This window comes from Mammaliicoccus sp. JADD-157 (assembly GCF_049310805.1).
Lineage (GTDB): Bacteria > Bacillota > Bacilli > Staphylococcales > Staphylococcaceae > Mammaliicoccus > Mammaliicoccus lentus.
The window spans coordinates 795,744-812,530 of record NZ_JBMOVZ010000001.1 but is presented as its reverse complement, the minus strand read 5'-3'; the positions used below and the strand labels follow the sequence as shown (position 1 = coordinate 812,530).

The window sequence follows — 16,787 nt, the reverse complement described above, 5'->3', positions numbered from 1 at the left end:
GTAAAGACTCCTTTATTTTATGATTTCTTTAATGACGCGCGGATATAGTTCATATTCTAAGTTCTGTATTCTCAGCTGTAATGTATCTCTTGTATCATCTGGATAAACTGGGCAACTTAGTTGGTCTATAATTTCTCCTGTATCCATGCCACTGTCTACGTAATGTACAGTTGCTCCTGTAACTCTTACACCATAATCTAGTGCTTGACCAACTGCATCTTTACCAGGAAAGCTTGGTAATATTGAAGGATGTATATTTAAAATTTTTCCTTTATATTGACTAAGTAAAGTTGGACCTACAAGTCTCATATAACCAGCTAAAATAATCCAACTCACTCTTTCTTGAGATAATCTTGTAATTAGAGCTTCCTCATATTCCTTTTTATTATCATATGTTCTAGGATCAATGATATATACAGGTAGATTAAACCTTCTTGCTCTTTCAACACAAAATGCATTCGGATTATCTGTAAATAAAGCAGTAACTTCGATATGACTTAAATGGCCATATTCAATATTTTCCATAATTTTTTCAAAATTAGATCCGTTACCTGAAGCAAAAATAGCAGTTTTTATCATAATTGAACCCCCGATAAATTCACGTTACCAGAACCTTTTGTAATTTCTCCAATAACGTAAGCTTCTTCGTTCTGTTCTTTTAATGTATTCAATACTTCATCTTTATCATTTTGATCAACTATTAATACGAAACCAATACCCATATTGAACACGTTATACATTTCAGTTGCATCAATCTCGCCTTGTTCTTGCAACCATTTAAATATTTTAGGAATTTTATAAGTATTCACATCAATATTTGCATCCATATTATCTGGAATAGCTCTTGGTATATTTTCTATAAAACCGCCGCCAGTAATGTGCGACATAGCTTTTACTTTCACTTTATTCAATACAGAAAGTACAGGTTTTACATATAATTTAGTAGGTTCTAAAAACACATCTAAATAACTATGTTGATCATCAAATTGGTCCTCTAGATTAATACCACTTGTTTTGATTAAGTTTCTTACCAAGCTATATCCGTTCGAATGAATACCACTTGAAGTTATACCAATAATGACATCATTTTCAGACACATTACTGCCATCGATATATTCATCTTTTTCAACTGCGCCTACACAGAAACCAGCTATATCATACTCACCTTCATGATACATTTCGCCCATTTCTGCAGTTTCTCCACCGATTAAAGCACAGTTTGTTTCTTTACAAGCAACAGATACACCAGAAACGATATTTTCAATCGTTTCCGGATTTACTTTGTTTGTTGCAATATAGTCAAGGAAATATAATGGCTCTGCCCCAGTTGTTAAAATATCATTTACGCACATAGCGACTGCATCTATACCTATTGTGTCATGTTTATCATTATCGATAGCTAATTTTAATTTTGTTCCTACACCATCAGTACCCGAAACTAAAACTGGTTTCTTCATATTTAATTGGGATAAATCAAACGCTGCTCCGAAACCACCTAGACCACCAAGTACCTCTTTTCTCATCGTACTTTGTACGTGAGATTTCATTCTATTAACTGCTTCATAACCTGCTTCAATATCAACACCGGATGCTTTATATGCTTTCGACATTAAGATTACCCTCTCTATCAAAGTATTGTTTGTGTTCACTTAAATATTCTTTTTGTCGTTTACTTAAGTTTTCGAAATAACGTGTTTCATAGTCATACAAGCCTGCTGGATAATCACCAGTGAAACTTTCAACACATAATCCGTTGTAAGGTACGTCTAAATCTAAACCAATTGAGTCAATCAAACCATCTACGCTTAAATATGCTAAAGAATCTGCTCCTATATAGTCTCGTATTTCTTCTGGTGATTTGTGAGCAGAAATTAATTCTGATGATGTTGAAACATCGATACCGTAGAAACTCGGAAACATAAACTCAGGAGATGCTATGCGTACATGTATTTCATTTGCACCAGCATCTTTTAGCATTCTTACGATTCTTTTACTTGTAGTTCCTCTCACAATTGAATCATCTACGAGCACTATATTCTTACCGTAAACAATATCTTTTACAGCTGATAATTTCACACGCACACCCTGTTCACGAAGTTCCTGTGTCGGCTGAATGAATGTTCTTGCGACATATTGATTTTTAACTAGACCCATTTCATAAGGTAAGTGGCTTTCTTCAGCAAATCCAGTTGCTGCAGATAGAGATGAATTTGGCACCCCTATTACCATGTCTGCACCTTTTACTGGGCTTTCGTCAGCTAAACGTTTTCCTGATTCTTTACGGACTGCATGAACATTTTTACCTGCAATTGTTGAATCTGGTCTTGCAAAATAAATATATTCCATAGCTGAAATCGCTGTTGAGGTTTGTGTAGTGTAAGATTCCACTCTTATTCCGTCGTCATTAATCACAACATATTCTCCTGCATGTATATCCCTTACAAATTCAGCGCCTAATACATCGATTGCACATGTTTCACTAGCTATAATATAAGCTCCAGTTTTCATTCGACCTACCGCTAAAGGTCTAATGGCATTTGGATCAACTGCTCCATATAATGCATCTTTAGTTAGTAATGCAAACGTAAATCCGCCTTTAATTATGTTTAAACTTTCTTTTAAACTTCCTTCGAAATCAGTTGCTTTGCTTCGTCTGATTAGGTGCATAATCACTTCTGTATCTGATGAAGAGTGAAAAATCGCACCATCTTTTTCTAGTTTTTTTCTCAAACTTTGTGCATTTACTAAGTTACCGTTATGGCAAACGCCAACACTCATATCGTAAAAATGATATAAAAATGGCTGAATGTTTTCTATTCCTTTATTGCCAGATGTCGCATACCTCACGTGTCCTATTGCATGGTTATAATCTTTGAAAGATTCTAATTGCGCATCAGAAATCGCTTCTGATAATAAACCTAAACCACGTTCACCCTTTAATTCATTGCCATTTGACCCAACAATTCCTGCTCCTTCTTGACCTCTATGTTGTAAACTGTGTAAGCCCATATATGTTAATTGTGCTGACTCTGGATGATTCCATATACCAAACACGCCACATTCCTCATTTAGACTTTTGATTTCATGCATTGGCCAATTGCCCCTTTCAATTGTTCCCTTATATTCTTCACGTCGACAGTTAATTGTGTAGTTTGGTTCGATAGTTTAAATTGCGTATCGTCAGTTAATTTACCAATTTCAATTGCACCATCGATATCTATTGTTTCGCCTTCTTTTGCTACGACAATATATCGACCTTGTGTTTCACTAAACAATTGTGCGTTTGTAAGTTCTAAATTAACTTCAACTCCTAAATTAAAGTGTGCGCTAAGTTTAGCTAAGCCTATTGCGATTCCGCCTTTACCTAATGCTTGTACATGTGACGCTTTCCCATCTACAATTGCTTTTTTAATTGTTTCTCCTCTTTGTACTTCTGTATTCAAATCTATTTCACAATGTTCATGATTAACATCTCTATATAGAAGTTTTTCGATTTGACTTCCACCAAAGTTATTTTCAGTGTCGCCTACTAGATAAATGCGTTCTGAAGCTTGAGGTTTAAAATCATTTAAATATTCTACATCTTCAATTAAACCAACCATACCAATAACTGGTGTTGGGAATATTGAAGTACCTTTTGTTTCGTTATACAAGGAAACGTTACCTGAAACTACTGGTGTTTTGAGTATTTCACAAGCTTCTGCCATCCCTTTTGTTGAATCAGCTAATTGTTGATATATTTCTGGTTTTTCTGGTGAACCATAATTTAAACAATCAGTCATTGCTAAAGGCGTTGCACCGACTGAAATCAGGTTGCGATACGCTTCTGCAACAACCATTTTTCCACCTTCATAAGGATTGTTGAAAACATATCTAGCTTCGCCATCAATAGTTGAAGCAATTGCTTTTTTAGTACCTTCTACTCTAACGACACCAGCGTGAATACCTGGTTTGCGTATAGTATTTGCCCCAACTTGTTGATCGTATTGTTCATAAGCAAATTCTTTTGAAGCTATAGTTGGATGACTAATTAATTGATTAAATACATCTTTTACATCAATATCTTCATATTTATTATCTTTTGTTTCATACTTAGGTGTTTTACCTTCTAAAATATACACAGGTGCTTCGTCTGCTAAAGGTTCTACAGGTATATCTGCATAAACTTCATCTTCATAAGATAAAACGAAGCGGTTTGTATCAGTTACTTCTCCAATTACTGCAGAATCTAATTCATGATGTTCAAATAAATCTAAGAATTTTTGTTCTGTTCCTTTTTCAACTACAAGTAACATACGTTCTTGAGTTTCAGACAACATCATTTCATATGGTGAAATACCCTCTTCTCTTGTTGGAACTTTTTCTAACTGTAGATGAATACCACTACCACCTTTTGCTGCCATTTCAGAAGATGAAGAAGTTAAACCTGCTGCCCCCATATCTTGAATACCTACAAGCTCAGGATATGTAATTGCTTCTAGTGTTGCTTCCATTAATTTTTTACCAACGAATGGGTCGCCTATTTGTACTGAAGGTCTTTTACTTTCAGATGCTTCACTCAATTCCTCAGAAGCAAAAGTTGCACCATGAATGCCATCTCTACCAGTTTTTAAACCTACATATATTACTGGATTGCCTTTACCTTTTGCAGTGCCCTTTTGAATTTTATCGTGATCGATAATACCTACACACATTGCGTTAACAAGAGGATTACCATCATATCTTTCATCAAATTCAATTTCACCAGCTACAGTTGGGATTCCTATACAGTTTCCGTAACCACCTATCCCTTTTACAACTCCGCTAAATAATCTACGGTTTGTTTTATTTGATAATTCACCAAATCTTAAACTATTTAATAATGAAATTGGTCTAGCCCCGATAGATACGATGTCACGGATAATACCGCCTACACCAGTAGCTGCACCTTGATAAGGTTCAATTGCTGAAGGGTGGTTATGAGATTCAACTTTAAATACTACTGCTTGATTATCACCAATATCTACAACACCTGCACCTTCACCAGGTCCCATTAGTACGCGTTCTCCAGTTGTAGGAAACTGTTTAAGAAATGGTTTAGAATGTTTATAAGAACAATGTTCACTCCACATAACTGAGAAAATTCCAATTTCAGTGAAATTAGGCTTTCTTCCTAATATGCTTATAACTTTTTGATACTCTTCATCCGTTAATCCCATATCTCTATATAAATGTTCAGTTTCGATTTCTTTAATACTTGGTTCTAAAAACTTAGACATGTTGTTCCCTCCAACTTTCGATCATAGATTGAAATAACTTAACACCGCTATCTGAGCCAAGTAATGTTTCCATAGCTCTCTCAGGATGTGGCATCATACCACAAACGTTACCTTCTATATTTGTAATCCCTGCTATATCTTTGTATGAACCATTTGGATTATCTTGGTATGTTAAAATAATTTGATTATGTTTTTTCAATTCTTCATACATTTCATCCGTACAATAGTAGTGGCCTTCGCCATGTGCAACTGGATATACAACTGTTTCATTTTCATCATATTGATGTGTAAATTTTGTTTGATTATTAACAATCGTTAATTCTTCATTTCTGCTAACGAATAAATGATCATCGTTATGCAAAAGCGCACCTGGCAATAGCCCGATTTCAGTTAAAATTTGAAAACCGTTACAAACACCTAATACTGGTTTCCCTTCTTCTGCTAGTCTTTTAACTTCTTTTATAATTGGAGCAACTCTAGCCATAGCTCCTGATCTTAAGTAGTCACCAAATGAAAAACCGCCTGGTATCAGAACACCATCAAAACCTTTTAAAGATGTTTCTCTATAATCAACATACTCCGCTTCAACTCCAGAACGTGTAGCAGCATTGTACATGTCGCGGTCACAATTTGAACCTGGGAAGACTAATACAGCTAATTTCATTATGCGTTCTCCTTATCTTCTAAAATTTTAAAACTATATTCTTCAATTACAGTATTCGCAAATAATTTTTCACTAAGTGTATTAACGATATTATGGATTGTTGCTTCATCTGTTTCTTCAACTGTCATGTATATTACTTTACCTACTCTAATATTATTGACTTGCTCATAACCTAAATCGTGTACAGCTCTATTCAATGCTTGTCCTTGTGTATCTAAAACTTGTCCTTGTAATGTAATGTGCAATTCAATATTTTTCATTTTATAGTTCCTCCAATTTATTATAAAAAGTTTCATACGTATCAATTAATGATCCAGTGTCTTCTCTATATACATCTTTATCAAAGTTTTCATGAGTATCTTTATCCCATATACGGCACGTATCTGGAGATATCTCATCTGCTAACAAGATTTCGCCGTCAGCTGTATACCCAAACTCTATTTTGAAATCCACTAATAAAAGATTCATTTCTTCCATGATTTCACTTAAAACTGTGTTAACTTGTAATGCCTTATTTTTAATAACTTCTAATTGTTCTGTTGTAGCAATATTTAATAGTTCTACATGGTCATCTGTAATAAGCGGGTCATTTAATTCGTCTTTCTTATAAAACAATTCTAGTAATGGCTTTTCAAATTGATGTCCTTTTTCAAAACCAAGTCTTTTGCAAATGGAACCAGCTGCTACATTACGTACAACTACTTCTAATGGAAATATTTCTACTGCTTTTACTAATTGTTCCGTATCTGATAGTTTTTCAACAAAATGACTTTCGATGTCTCTTGTTTGCAAAATTCCAAAAATTTTAGATGTAATAAGATTATTTAAACGACCTTTACCAGTCATTTCATCTTTTTTTGCACCGTTGCCAGCTGTGACTTCATCTTTATATTCAATTCTTAAAATATTTTCTTTCTCGGTGTTAAAAACTCTTTTTGCTTTTCCTTCATATAATAGAGTCATTTAATTGTTCCGCCCTTCAAACAAATTGTTAAACATCGCTTCATCTTTATTTAAGTCTTCTGTTAATTTTGTGATATGCCCCATCTTACGATTTGTTTTATTTACTTTTTTACCGTACAAATGAACGTGCCATTCCGGATGTTTGTAAAAAGTTTCATATAATAAGTTCACATCTTGACCTAATAAATTCATCATAATCGCTGGTTTCAATAATGAGATTTGCTTAGGTAAGTGCCATCCAGCCACAGCAAGAATATGTGTATCGAATTGAGAGTAATCACAAGCTTCTATTGAATAATGTCCTGAATTATGTGGTCTCGGTGCAATCTCATTTACAAATAAATCTTGATCGTTTGTTACAAAAAATTCGACTGTAAAAGTTCCTACAAAATGGAGCTTAGTCATAATTTTTTTAACTTCTTCTATTGCTTTGTTTTCTAAATCCACACGTGCTGGAACAATCGTCTTGTATAATATTTGATTTCTATGTTCATTCTCTTGTAGTGGAAAATAAACTGTTTGATCGTATATATCACGTGTTGCCGTAATAGATACTTCTTTATTAAGGGAAATAAATTTTTCTACAACGCATGGTGTATCAGTTACTAATTTGCGTGCTTCTTCTAGTTCGCTCTTTTCACGTATAATTAACTGACCTTTACCGTCATATCCACCAAAACGCGTTTTGATTATAAATGGAAGTCCAATTTCATCAATAGCTTCCTCAAGATCAGATATTTCTTTAACTTCTATAAAAGGAACAATATTTACGTTTGCTTCTTGTAATGTTTGTTTTTCAGTTAATCTGTCTTGTAATAAAGCTACTGTTTCACTTCCTTGAGGAATATTAAATTGGTTAGAGAGTGTTTCTAATTGATGTGCATCAATATTTTCAAATTCGTAAGTAATTACTTTTGAAATTTCACCTAAACGTTTAAGGGCTAAATCGTCTGAATATGCCGCATTGATAAATTCATGTGCTACATATTGAGCTGGACAATTCTCGTCAGGATCTAGTATTGCAACTTTAAACCCCATTTTTTGTGCCGATTGTGCCATCATTTTTCCTAGTTGGCCGCCACCTACAATACCTATCATGTCACCTGCTTTAAGGTTATAATAAGTCATTTTGCATTTCCTCCACTTTATCAACTAAACTTTCTTCATATTTAACTAATTGATGTCTAACTTTATTATCGTGCATACCTATCATTCTAGCTGCAAGAATGCCAGCATTTTTACTACCTGCTTTACCTATAGCTGTTGTAGCAACAGGAATACCTCCTGGCATTTGAACTATAGATAATAAAGAATCTAGACCTTTTAAACTTTTAGATTCTATTGGCACGCCTATAACAGGAGCAGTCGTTAATGACGCTACCATTCCTGGTAAATGAGCTGCACCACCAGCACCAGCAATAATAATATCTATGTTATTTTTTGTTGCACTCTTAGCATAATCGACCATTTTTAATGGTGTTCTATGAGCAGACACGACTTCTTTTTCATATTCAATACCAAAATAATCAAGCATGTCACATGCTTCTTTCATGATTGGCCAGTCGGAAGAACTACCCATTATTACTGCCACTTTCATCTTTGTCACCCTTTCAATTAGTTGAAATGTTAAAGTTTTATTGTGTATATTACAGATATAGCATAACAATTGATTTTGCTATTTTCAATGGAAAAACGAACATTTTTATATTTTTACACAAAAATATTTGATTTATGTTCGTATTAACGACATAATTTACTATGTAAACTATGTTAAAGTTCGATTTATAATTTAGGAGGATTTATATGTCAGCAAAAATATTAGATGGTAAAGAGATTGCAAAAGCATACAGAAGTGGTCTACAAAGTGAAGTGGAAAAATTAAAAGAACAAAATATCGTACCTAAACTATCTGTTATTCTTGTTGGAAATGACAGTGCGAGTCAGAGTTATGTTAATTCTAAAAAGAAAGCAGCTGAAAAAATTGGCATGATTTCTGAAATAGTACATATGGATGAATCATCTTCGGAAGAAGAAGTGTTAAATGAGTTAGAACGCTTAAACAAGGATGATTCAGTGAGTGGTATATTAGTTCAAGTACCTTTACCAAAGCAAGTATCAGAAGCAAAAGTACTAGAAGCCATTAACCCAGATAAAGATGTAGATGGTTTTAATCCTATCAATATAGGAAGATTATATACTGGTGAGCGTACATTTATTCCATGTACTCCATTAGGTATAATGGAAATATTAAAACATGCTGATATAGACTTAAAAGGTAAGAATGTTGCTGTTATAGGCAGAAGTCATATAGTTGGGCAACCAGTAAGTAAATTATTAACAGATCAAGATGCTACCGTTACTTTATTACATTCCAAATCAACAAATACAGAAGAAGTTCTAAAGCAAGCTGATGTTATCGTTAGTGCTGTTGGCCGTGTACATCTTGTTACAAAAGATTTAGTAAAATCAGGAGCAGTCATTGTAGATGTTGGTAACACACCAGATGAAAATGGAAAACTGAAAGGTGACGTAGACTTTGAAGCAGTAAAAGAAGTTGCGAGTGCTATTACGCCAGTACCAGGTGGTGTTGGTCCATTAACGATTACAATGGTATTAAACAACACACTGTTAGCTGAAAAATGGAAAAATAATATAGAATAAGAAAAAGCCTTAACGCTTTGTTGTACAGAATGATTACAACTGGCGTTAAGGCTTTTTTAATTAATTCACTTTTGTTCGTATTATACGTTTGTAATACTCATTTTCGGACCGAATGGTTCGAAGTTAACATCTGATTGACTAATATTTAATTTAGCAAATTCATCGAATATTGTATCCATAAATAATATACCACCACATAAATAAATGTCAGTATTTTCATTAATCCAATGTTGTAAAGAATCGCTTGTTAAATATCCGTCTCTTAATTTCAAATGATAAGTTACATCGACGTTATCATATTTTTCGTTAATTTCTGTAAGCTCAGTTTTAAACGGAACATCTGCTTCACTTTCATTAACATGTACAAAATGTACTTGTCTTCCTTTTTTAGCTTCATCTTCTAACATAGCAAGCATTGGTGTAACACCTGCACCAGAAGATAATAATAACAATTCTTTACCAGCTTCTGAATTCACTTTAAAGTCCCCTGCTGGTGCTGAAATTTCAATACTATCACCTATAGAAGTATTATCGTGTAATTCATGTGACACGATACCTTTTTTCTCTCCCGTACCTTCTTTTTTAACAGCGAATTTTAATGTTCCATCATTTTCAACAGAATAAAGAGAATAGTGTCTTAATGCTAGATTTTCATCATTTTCAGGCTTCACACGCACTGTTATATATTGTCCAGCTACTAATTCTGGTATTTCTAATGCAACTTCTGGTTCTACTTCAAATGATTTCATTGTCGTACCTTGATTTAAGATATTCGTAATTTTAAACGGTTGGAAACCATCCCAAGCTGCTTTTTCATACATTTCTTTTTCCATTGAAATAAATACACTTGCTATTTCACCATATGCTTCTTCCCACGCATTCATAATTTCATCTGTAGCTGCATCTCCAAGTACTTCTTTAATAGCTTTTAATAAGTATTCCCCTACTATTGGATAATGCTCTTCTTTAACTTGTAAAGCACGGTGTTTATGTGCAATTTGATTAACATTAGGAACGATAGCACCTAAATTATCAATATGTTTTGCAGCCGCTAAAACTGTTTGTGCTAAAGCTGTTTGTTGTTTACCTTGTTTTTGGTTAGATTTGTTGAAAATGTTCAATAATTCAGGATGTGCTTCAAACATTCTTGTGTAAAATACTTTTGTAATTTCAGTTCCGTGCTGTTCCAATACAGGCACTGTTTGTTTTACTATTTCTCTAGTTTGTTCTGATAACATCAGAAGGCCCCCTCTTAAAGATATATTTTAAATACATCTTTAATTGTAAATAGTTTCACAATGTAATTCAATAAATTATCAGCTTGTTTACAAAATTGTCATTTTTATATTTCAATCTGAATTGTTGGTAAAGTTATAAATAATAAGTATAATAAGTATATTATAAGGAGGTCTGACCTATGAAACTCACCCAATATACGGATTATTCATTACGAGTTCTCATGTACCTTGCTCAGCAAAAGAAACAATCTCAAATAGAAGAAATAGCAAACTTTTATGGTATATCTAAGAACCATCTAACAAAAATTGTTCATCAACTTGTTAAATTAGGTTATTTAAAATCAGTCAGAGGTAGAAATGGCGGAATTACGCTTAATCTATCACCTGAAGACATAAATATCGGTACACTTGTTCGACAAACAGAAGAACATTTCGAACTAGTCGAATGCTTCAATATGGAAACGAACACTTGCCCTATCGCTCTAAATTGTGGCCTCAAAGGTGCACTCCACCACGCATTAAATGAATACCTCAAAACGCTAGATCAATATACTTTAAGTGATATCGTACCCAAAAATAATCTAAAAGATACACTCTACACTCCTTAATAGTAGATATCGGTCTTAAGGTCGATGTAAATGTTACAAGTTTGCGATAATCTTGTAACTATAAGGAAATCAACTTAAAAAAATGTTATCCTTTCCTTATAACCTTACAACAAAGGAGTACATAATATTATGATGAATAAATTAATACAATCATTAACTGTCTTAGGTGTTTCTGCAACACTTGTTACACCTTCACTAACTGCAAACGCAACTGGAAACAGCTTACCTGAAATTAAAGGTGTTGAAGGCGACGTAGTTGAAAAAGGCTCTGACTATGATTTATTAAAAGGAATTAAAGCATTTGATAAAGAAGATGGGGATTTAACTAAAAAAATAAAAGTAACTGGCGATGTTGATACTTCAAAATTAGGAAAATACAAAGTTCAATATAAAGTTACTGATTCTGACGGTGCTTATAGAACGAAATGGCACTATGTTTATGTAGTAGAAGAAGGTTCATTAAATGGGTCAAAAGATAAAGCTTCTAAAGATAAAAATAAAGAAAAAGCAGAAGTAGCATCTAATAAAGAAACTTCTAAAAAAGACTTAGATGAAAATATGCCACTAATTACTGTCCCAACTAAAGACTTAGTGTATCAAGGTGATAACTTTGATCCTATGAAAGGCGTTAAAGCTTTAGATAAAAAAGATGGTGATATAACTGATAAAGTAACTGTTAAAGGTGATATCGACACTTCAAAAACAGGTTTACAATACATTACTTATCATGTAAAAGATTCAGATGGTTACTACTACACGTATAAACGAGGCGTTTATGTTAACGACAGTGACTTAGCACCTAAACCTGAATTAACAGGTGTTAAAGATATTACAGTAAATAAAGGCAAAGACTTCGATTTACTTAAAGATGTTAAAGCAAAATCTAATTCTGGCGATGATTTAACTTCAGACATCGTTACAAGCGGTGAAGTTAACACAAATAAACCAGGTAAATATAAAGTTGGTTACGCTGTATCAGATAAAGACGGACATATTACAGCACAAGGTAGAACAATTACAGTAAAATAATATTCTAAAAAGAAAGACTTCTAAAAATTAGAAGTCTTTCTTTTTCATCTCTTTTATTTATATTTTTTATAATTTAAAATTGTATATACAAACTTTACTAAATTTAAAGAAAAATCATTGAAATTATTAATAAAAAGGGAAAATTTATTATTTCCTTATTCAATTCAAAAAGTACACAAAAATTTAACAATTAGGTTAAATAGCGTCATATCAAAGCTAGAGCAATGCATTTATTGGAAACAATGCTTACAAGGCTTTAAATAGCCTTGTAAATATGGATAAATCCTTTAAAATTAAGGTCTAGCCATATATATAGGTATATAGAAAATGGGAGGTAAAAAACGTGGCAAAGTTAAAGTCAATACTTCTCATGTCAACGCTAGGTATTTTACTTAGTGGTTGTTCAAACTTAGAAGTATTAAACCCTAAAGGACCCATGGCGGAAGATTCACATTTCTTAATTATTTTCTCAATTATTATGATGGTCTTCGTTGTCGTAGTGGTCTTAATTTTGTTTTTAATATTTATCATTAAATATAGAAAAACAAAAAATGTAACATCAGGTACAATGCATCACAATCTCATTTTAGAAGCAGTATGGTTTATTATTCCTGTTATCATATTAGTGATATTGGCTGTACCTACAGTTAAATCTCTATATAACTATGAAGAAGCACCAAAATCAGAAGACGAGCCCGTCGTTATTTATGCAACGAGCGCTGGTTTCAAATGGTTCTTCAGTTATCCAGAGGAAAAAGTAGAAACAGTAAATCACGTAACGATACCAGAAAACCGTCCTGTATTATTCAAGCTACAGTCAATGGATACAATGACTAGTTTTTGGGTACCTCAACTAGGTGGTCAAAAATATGCCATGACAAGTATGACTATGGATTGGACTTTAGAAGCAAATGAGACAGGTACTTTCAAAGGTAGAAACTCAAACTTTAATGGTGAAGGTTTCTCAAGACAAACATTTAACGTAAATTCAGTAAGTAACGAAGATTACGATAAATGGGTATCTAAATCGCAAAAACGTAAAACAATAGATCAAGATACATTTGATCATCAAATTCTTCCGACAACAAAGAATCAGGAACTTACTTATAGCGGAACACACTTAGCATATGTAGATCCAGCAGCAGACCCAGAATACATCTTCCATGCTTATAAACGTTACCGTTATGAACCAAAAGATCCAAACTTCTATGATGAAAGTGAAGGTGTAACTGAAAAACCAGTTCTCCCTCCACGTAAAGTTACGGTTACTAACCCTAACTACGAACGTCATGGAATGAAACCTATGATTCTTAAAAATAACGAGAAATATGATAGTGAATTCAAGAAAGAAGAAGAACATCATATGGATGAAATGGAAAAAATATCAGAAGATGCAAAAAATGAAGATGAAAAAGGTAACAAACAATCTTCTAATAAAAACCATGGAGGTGACAAGTAATGAATTTTCCATGGCATGAACTCATCATCCAAAGTGACTGGATGATCACAATGGCACAAGTTCTACTTGTATTAACAGGTATATGCGTTGTTGGTGGTTTAACTTACTATAAAAAATGGAATTGGTTATATTCAGAATGGCTAACATCTGTCGACCATAAGAAAATTGGGATTATGTATATTATTTCTGCTATCCTAATGTTCTTCCGTGGTGGTGTAGATGCTTTACTTATTCGTCTACAATTAATGACACCAGACAATACATTACTAGAGTCACAGCACTATAACGAAATCTTTACAACTCACGGTGTAATCATGATTATCTTTATGGCTATGCCATTCTTAATCGGTTTAATGAACGTGGTTGTTCCATTACAAATTGGTGCTCGCGACGTTGCATTCCCTATGTTAAATAACTTGAGTTTCTGGTTATTTGCTGCAGGAATGGGATTATTCAATATTTCATTCGTACTTGGCGGTGCGCCAGCTGCTGGTTGGACAAACTATGCACCATTAGCAACTGACTTCAGTCCAGGTACTGGGATTAACTATTATTTAATTGCAATACAAATTGCAGGTATTGGTACATTAATGACAGGTATTAACTTCTTTGTTACTATCCTTAAATTACGTACTAAATCAATGAAATTTATGGAAATCCCAATGTTTACAATAACGACTTTAATTACGTCATTAATAATTATTCTAGCTTTCCCTATTTTAACTGTCGCACTTGCTTTAATGACATTTGACCGTTTAATGGGAACGAGCTTCTTTGAAATAGCAAATGGTGGTATGCCTATGTTATGGGCAAACTTCTTCTGGGTTTGGGGTCATCCTGAAGTATATATACTTGTATTACCTGCATTTGGTATGTTCTCAGAGATTATTCCAACATTTGCTCGTAAACGTTTGTTTGGACATCAAAGTATGGTTTGGGCAACAGGCGGTATTGCATTCTTAAGTTTCTTAGTTTGGGTTCACCATTTCTTCACTATGGGTAATGGCGCATTAGTTAACTCATTCTTCTCAATTTCAACTATGTTAATCGCAATACCAACGGGTGTTAAAATATTCAACTGGCTATTCACCCTATTTAAAGGTCGAATCACCTTTGAATCACCAATGTTATTCGCTTTAGCGTTTATCCCTAACTTTACTTTAGGTGGAGTAACAGGTGTTATGCTAGCAATGGCAGCAGCTGACTATCAATATCATAATACGTATTTCTTAGTGGCACACTTCCACTACGTAATTATTGCAGCTGTAGTATTCGCTTGTTTCGCTGGTTTAATATTCTGGTATCCAAAAATGTTTGGTTACAAATTAAATGAAAAGATCAACCAATGGTTATTCTGGACATTTACATTAGGCTTTAACCTATGTTTCTTACCACAATTCCTATTAGGTTTAGATGGTATGCCTCGTCGACTATATCAATATGTACCTGAAGATGGATGGTTCACATTAAACTTCATCTCAACAATCGGTGCATTCTTGATGGGTATTGGATTCTTAGCATTAATTTGGAACGTAGTATACAGCTTCGGTAAAGCAAAACGTGAAGCTACAGGCGATAACTGGGATGGCTTAGGTAGAACATTAGAATGGTCTACTGCATCAGCAATTCCACCACACTATAACTTTGCTATCACACCTGAGTGGTATGACACTGAAACGTTTGTAGAAATGAAACAAAATGGCAAACATTATCTTGATAATAGAAATTACGAAGATATTCATATGCCTAACAATACACACGTTGGATTCTGGATGGCAGTTAGTTTCTTATTCGGAGGTTTCTTCTTAGTATTTGAAACTTATATACCTGCAATTATATTCTTAATTGGAGTTATAGCATGTATGTTTTGGAGAAGTTTCCAAGAAGACTATGGCTACCACATTCATGCTGAAGAGTTAGAAGAAAATGAAGCAAAATTACGCGAATTACGCGAACAAGAACTTAAGGAAAAGGAGGACAATAAAGATGAGTAATGAGCAACATAATACAATTGATACTGTTAATGAAACAGGCCAATTAAATAAACTCGGATTTTGGGTCTTTCTTACTGCTGAAATTGCGTTATTCGGTACATTATTTGCAACATTCCTAGTCTTACAAAAAAGTGGTTCTTATGGTGGCGCTTCAACGCCTGAACTATTTGAATTACCTTTAGTCATGATTATGACATTCTTACTATTAGTAAGTAGTTACACATGTGGTATAGCTGTTTACTTTATGCGTAAAGAAAATGTTAAAATGATGATGATTTGGATGATTATTACCGTTTTACTTGGTGCAGGATTCGTTGGATTTGAATTATATGAATTTACCCATTATGTAAGTGAAGGTGTTACAGCTCAATTAGGTTCATTCTGGTCTGCGTTCTTTATTTTACTAGGAACACACGGACTTCACGTAACTGTAGGTATATTCTGGATTTCAGGAGTTTTAATCCAAATTGCTAGACGTGGCTTAAATGAACATAACGCACCTAAAATTTTCATAGGTAGTTTATATTGGCACTTCCTAGATGTTGTATGGATCTTTATCTTTACACTAGTTTATCTTGTAGGGATGGTGAGTGGATCATGAATAAAACAGTCGTAAATCATACAGTCGGTTTAATATTCTCAATTGTACTTACATTGTTAGCTGTTTACGTTATGTTATACACTGGCATGTCTCTACAAGTAAGAACTTCAATTATTGTTGGATTTGCTTTTATTCAGGCACTTGTACAATTGTTAATGTTTATGCACTTAACAGAAGGACGAGACGGTCGAGCAACTGCATTCAAAGTACTCTTCGCAGTAATCATTACTTTAATTATTATAATCGGTACTTATTGGGTTATGGTTGGTGGACATAGCTCTCACCTATAATAAAAATCTAAGTTTAAATAAA

General features: G+C 33.6%; 17 protein-coding genes. 7 read left to right on the top strand and 10 right to left on the bottom strand.

The features are described from left to right. Positions 1-12: 12 nt before the first annotated feature. Genes purN through purE form a run of 9 tightly spaced genes read right to left on the bottom strand, consistent with a single transcriptional unit; the run spans position 13 to position 8,482 of the window. The gene (purN, locus tag ACO6VN_RS04110) at positions 13-579 is read right to left on the bottom strand and encodes a phosphoribosylglycinamide formyltransferase (RefSeq protein WP_422404266.1); all 567 of its coding nucleotides are present in this window, start codon (positions 577-579) and stop codon (positions 13-15) included. Next, a complete protein-coding gene (purM, locus tag ACO6VN_RS04105; protein ID WP_064205030.1) occupies positions 576-1,610 on the bottom strand; it encodes a phosphoribosylformylglycinamidine cyclo-ligase in 1,035 nt (344 codons plus the stop codon). Before purM ends, purN begins: the two co-directional genes overlap by 4 nt. Next, a complete protein-coding gene (purF, locus tag ACO6VN_RS04100) occupies positions 1,594-3,090 on the bottom strand; it encodes an amidophosphoribosyltransferase (protein ID WP_064205029.1) in 1,497 nt (498 codons plus the stop codon). Before purF ends, purM begins: the two co-directional genes overlap by 17 nt. Next, positions 3,069-5,258 (bottom strand): phosphoribosylformylglycinamidine synthase subunit PurL, encoded by a 2,190-nt coding sequence (gene purL, locus ACO6VN_RS04095; RefSeq protein WP_422404265.1) that lies wholly within the window; start codon positions 5,256-5,258, stop codon positions 3,069-3,071. The genes purF and purL overlap by 22 nt, the downstream gene beginning before the upstream one ends. Next, positions 5,251-5,922 (bottom strand): phosphoribosylformylglycinamidine synthase subunit PurQ, encoded by a 672-nt coding sequence (purQ, locus tag ACO6VN_RS04090; RefSeq protein ID WP_016999663.1) that lies wholly within the window; start codon positions 5,920-5,922, stop codon positions 5,251-5,253. Before purQ ends, purL begins: the two co-directional genes overlap by 8 nt. Continuing rightward, positions 5,922-6,182, bottom strand: coding sequence for a phosphoribosylformylglycinamidine synthase subunit PurS (gene purS / locus ACO6VN_RS04085; RefSeq protein ID WP_064205026.1), 261 nt, complete (start codon positions 6,180-6,182; stop codon positions 5,922-5,924). Before purS ends, purQ begins: the two co-directional genes overlap by 1 nt. A gap of 1 nt (position 6,183) precedes the next feature. Beyond that, complete coding sequence (purC, locus tag ACO6VN_RS04080) at positions 6,184-6,885, bottom strand: phosphoribosylaminoimidazolesuccinocarboxamide synthase (RefSeq protein WP_016999661.1); 702 nt, start codon at positions 6,883-6,885, stop codon at positions 6,184-6,186. After that, a complete protein-coding gene (purK, locus tag ACO6VN_RS04075) occupies positions 6,886-8,013 on the bottom strand; it encodes a 5-(carboxyamino)imidazole ribonucleotide synthase (protein ID WP_422404264.1) in 1,128 nt (375 codons plus the stop codon). It lies immediately after the preceding gene. Further along, entirely contained in the window at positions 8,000-8,482 is a 483-nt protein-coding gene (gene purE, locus ACO6VN_RS04070) for a 5-(carboxyamino)imidazole ribonucleotide mutase (protein ID WP_016999659.1), read from the bottom strand. Before purE ends, purK begins: the two co-directional genes overlap by 14 nt. A gap of 206 nt (positions 8,483-8,688) precedes the next feature. Here purE and folD point away from each other — a divergent pair, with 206 nt between their 5' ends. Next, the gene (gene folD / locus ACO6VN_RS04065; RefSeq protein ID WP_422404263.1) at positions 8,689-9,546 is read left to right on the top strand and encodes a bifunctional methylenetetrahydrofolate dehydrogenase/methenyltetrahydrofolate cyclohydrolase FolD; all 858 of its coding nucleotides are present in this window, start codon (positions 8,689-8,691) and stop codon (positions 9,544-9,546) included. Positions 9,547-9,626: 80 nt separating this feature from the next. Here the strand turns inward: folD and ACO6VN_RS04060 are convergent, their stop codons facing one another. Further along, positions 9,627-10,784, bottom strand: coding sequence for a globin domain-containing protein (locus ACO6VN_RS04060; protein WP_064211315.1), 1,158 nt, complete (start codon positions 10,782-10,784; stop codon positions 9,627-9,629). Positions 10,785-10,963: 179 nt separating this feature from the next. Here ACO6VN_RS04060 and ACO6VN_RS04055 point away from each other — a divergent pair, with 179 nt between their 5' ends. The 6 genes from ACO6VN_RS04055 to qoxD all read left to right on the top strand — a co-directional run bounded on the left by ACO6VN_RS04055 (position 10,964) and on the right by qoxD (position 16,765). Further along, complete coding sequence (locus tag ACO6VN_RS04055) at positions 10,964-11,392, top strand: RrF2 family transcriptional regulator (protein ID WP_016999656.1); 429 nt, start codon at positions 10,964-10,966, stop codon at positions 11,390-11,392. Positions 11,393-11,521: 129 nt separating this feature from the next. Next, positions 11,522-12,421 (top strand): immunoglobulin-like domain-containing protein, encoded by a 900-nt coding sequence (locus ACO6VN_RS04050; RefSeq protein ID WP_194200888.1) that lies wholly within the window; start codon positions 11,522-11,524, stop codon positions 12,419-12,421. 343 nt (positions 12,422-12,764) lie between these two features. Continuing rightward, positions 12,765-13,880 (top strand): cytochrome aa3 quinol oxidase subunit II, encoded by a 1,116-nt coding sequence (gene qoxA, locus ACO6VN_RS04045; RefSeq protein ID WP_194200889.1) that lies wholly within the window; start codon positions 12,765-12,767, stop codon positions 13,878-13,880. Further along, the gene (gene qoxB, locus ACO6VN_RS04040; protein ID WP_194200890.1) at positions 13,880-15,874 is read left to right on the top strand and encodes a cytochrome aa3 quinol oxidase subunit I; all 1,995 of its coding nucleotides are present in this window, start codon (positions 13,880-13,882) and stop codon (positions 15,872-15,874) included. The genes qoxA and qoxB overlap by 1 nt, the downstream gene beginning before the upstream one ends. Continuing rightward, a complete protein-coding gene (qoxC, locus tag ACO6VN_RS04035; protein ID WP_194200891.1) occupies positions 15,867-16,475 on the top strand; it encodes a cytochrome aa3 quinol oxidase subunit III in 609 nt (202 codons plus the stop codon). Before qoxB ends, qoxC begins: the two co-directional genes overlap by 8 nt. Next, entirely contained in the window at positions 16,472-16,765 is a 294-nt protein-coding gene (gene qoxD / locus ACO6VN_RS04030; protein WP_194200892.1) for a cytochrome aa3 quinol oxidase subunit IV, read from the top strand. Before qoxC ends, qoxD begins: the two co-directional genes overlap by 4 nt. Positions 16,766-16,787 lie beyond the last annotated feature (22 nt).